Origin of the sequence: Actinomyces sp. MRS3W (assembly GCF_032465695.1) — a bacterium.
Taxonomy (GTDB): domain Bacteria; phylum Actinomycetota; class Actinomycetes; order Actinomycetales; family Actinomycetaceae; genus Actinomyces.
In genome coordinates, this window is sequence record NZ_JAWDJJ010000293.1 from 1 (window position 1) to 2505 (window position 2505).

A 2505-nucleotide genomic window follows, 5' to 3' on the forward strand; every position below is an offset into this window, starting at 1 on the left:
CTCCCGTCCCGTCCCCTTCGGGGACCCCGCCCACGTGCCCGCGCCCGTGACCCGGCGCGTCGATGATGTGGCCCTCGTCTTTGAAGGCGGGGGCATGCGCGGCACCTACACGGCTGCGCTGGTCCAGGTGTTGCTGGAGGAGGGGCTGTTCTTCCCCTGGGTGGGCGGCATCTCCGCCGGATCCACCAACACCGTCAACATGGTCTCCCGGGACCTGTGGCGCACGCGCGAGGCCTTCGTCGGGCTCACCACCGATCCTGACGCGGGCGGCTGGGGCAGCTTCGCCCGCGGCCAGGGCTACTTCAACTCCGAGCACATCTACCAGCACACCTCCTTGCCGGATGAGCTATTCCCCTTCGACTGGGAGACCTTCAAGTCCTCCGAGGCAACCGTGCGCATCGGCTCCTTCCGCTGCGACACCGGCGAAGAGGTTTACTGGGGCCTGGAGGACATGCACGTCATGGAGGACTTGCTGGTGCGCTGCCAGGCGTCGTCGTCGATGCCGGTGCTCATGCCCACCGTCCACATCGACTCCGTCCCCTACCTCGACGGCGCGCTCGGCCCGACCGGCGGCTTCGCCACCGACGCCGCCGCAGCCGACGGGTACGAGCGCATGCTCGTGGTGTCCACCCGCCCTGCCGGCTACCGCAAGCCCGCGGAGAAGCGCGCCTCCGCCTACCGGCGCATGTTCCGCAAGCAGCCGGAGGTCGCCGAGGCCATCATCAACCGTCCCGATGCCTACAACCGGACCCTTGAGGAGCTGGAGCAGGGCCGCCGGGAGGGGCGCGTCTACCTGTTCCAGCCGGACCGCATGGGCATCGAGAATGGTGAGCTGCGCTATGACCGCGTGGTGAGCGCCTATGAGGCCGGCTTGGTGCAAGCGCGCCGCGAACTTCCCGACATCCTGGACTTCCTCGGGCTCTGAGCCGACCACCGTGCGGGCCGACGTCACCCGTATAACGGAACTGTGACGATGTCAACGTTTGGTTTCGCTGACTTCGGCGTTGGCCGCCGTGTTGAGTTGAGGCTTGTGCCGCCCGGACCCGGGCGAGCTTCGGCATGAAGGGAAGGTTCACATGGCCAGCAAGCCCAAGATCGGGATCGTCCTCGGATCGGTGCGGGAGGTCCGCCTCGGCGAGCAGATCGCCGAGTGGGTGCTCGAGCACGCGCGCACCCGCGGCGACGCCCACTACTCGATCATCGACGTCAAGTCCTTCGACCTGCCCCTGTTCACCGGGCAGCTCCCGCCCGCTATGGCCAACAAGCACTACGACGACCCGCGGGTGCAGGCCTGGTCGGACGCCGTCGACTCCCAGGACGGCTTCGTGTTCGTCACCTCCGAGTACGACCACGGCATCCCCGGCGCCTTCAAAAACGCTACCGACCACCTCTTCTCCGAGTTCCAGAACAAGACCGTCGGCTTCGTCGGCTACTCGGGCGACGGCGCCATCCGCGCGGTCGAGCAGTGGCGCACGGTGCTGGGCAGCTGGAGCATGCACGTGGTCGCTCCGGCCGTGCAACTTATGCTCTACGTGGACGCGTCGGAGGACATGAGCACGTTCACCCCCGCCGACCTGCGCGAGGGCGAGCTGGCGGCCACCCTCGACGCCGTCGTCGCCTCTGCCAACGCCCGACAGCGCTGAGCGGCCACCGCCCCGGTATCAGCGTCCGGCGAACCCGAAGGACGTGATGGCGGGGACCGGCTGCCCGCCGTCGAGCGCCGTCGCCAGGGCGGTGAACGCGGTGAGCTCGTGCGGCGGAATCGGCTCGGGCAGTGCGTCCAGGGGGAACCAGCGCAGGCCGCCGCATCTGGCGGGCTCCAGGATGGTGGGCGTGCCGCGCCAGTGGGTGAGGGTGAAGAAGAAGTCCACCCGCTGCTCCCGCGGCGGCCCGCCGACGGCGTTGCTGCGGTGGATGACGGTGAGCGGCTCAAGCTCGCCGGGGTCGACGACGACGCCCACCTCCTCGGCGCCCTCGCGCACCGCCGCCGCGGTCACGGACTCCCCGGGCTCGACGTGCCCGGCGATTCCGGCGGCCCAATGACCATCCATAAAACCGGTGTTGCGGCGCAGCTGCAACAGCACCTCGGTGCCCGCGTCTTTTCGCGGGCGCAGCAGCAGCACGTAGGCGGCGGGCACAAGCGCGAAGGGCGGAGCGGCGGCATCGGAGCCGGGTAGTGGTGGCATGACCGCACGCTAGCGCGTCCGCTACGCCACTTCGGGGTCCGCTACGCCTGATCGGGGTCTGTTACGCCACTTCGGGGTTCACTGAACGCCTCGCAGGCCTTCAGCACACGGTCAACTGGCGTACTGAGCGGTGAAGTGGCGTAGCAGACGCGGCCAGCAAACTCACGCCGGGCGCCTATGCCGTACACAGCCGACGCATATGCGCGGTGGCAACACTGGTGGGCACCACGCACCGTCGGCGTCGGCGGCAGATGGCCAAGCCCGGCCGCCGTCACCGAGCGTCGGCGCTCACACCTCAAGGAGACCCCATGCGTTCCAC

3 protein-coding genes are annotated in these 2505 nt (G+C 69.1%); 2 read left to right on the plus strand and 1 reads right to left on the minus strand.

All coding sequences use genetic code 11. The features are described from left to right. Positions 1 to 925, plus strand: a 925-nt coding sequence (locus RWX45_RS11200) for a patatin family protein (protein ID WP_316023802.1), incomplete at its 5' end; no start/stop codon positions are given. Positions 926 to 1076: 151 nt separating this feature from the next. Next, on the plus strand, positions 1077 to 1643 hold the full coding sequence (locus RWX45_RS11205) for an NAD(P)H-dependent oxidoreductase (RefSeq protein ID WP_316023803.1): 567 nt from the start codon (positions 1077 to 1079) through the stop codon (positions 1641 to 1643). Between the two features lie 18 nt (positions 1644 to 1661). On the opposite strand, the gene RWX45_RS11210 is transcribed toward RWX45_RS11205, so the two are convergent. Then, on the minus strand, positions 1662 to 2186 hold the full coding sequence (locus RWX45_RS11210) for an NUDIX hydrolase (protein WP_316023804.1): 525 nt from the start codon (positions 2184 to 2186) through the stop codon (positions 1662 to 1664). Positions 2187 to 2505 lie beyond the last annotated feature (319 nt).

Excerpts from the sequence above, each read along its gene's own strand:
- RWX45_RS11205 (WP_316023803.1), top strand. The coding sequence starts at position 1,077 with ATGGCCAGCAAGCCCAAGATCGGGATCGTCCTCGGATCGGTGCGGGAG.
- RWX45_RS11210 (WP_316023804.1), bottom strand. The coding sequence starts at position 2,186 with ATGCCACCACTACCCGGCTCCGATGCCGCCGCTCCGCCCTTCGCGCTT.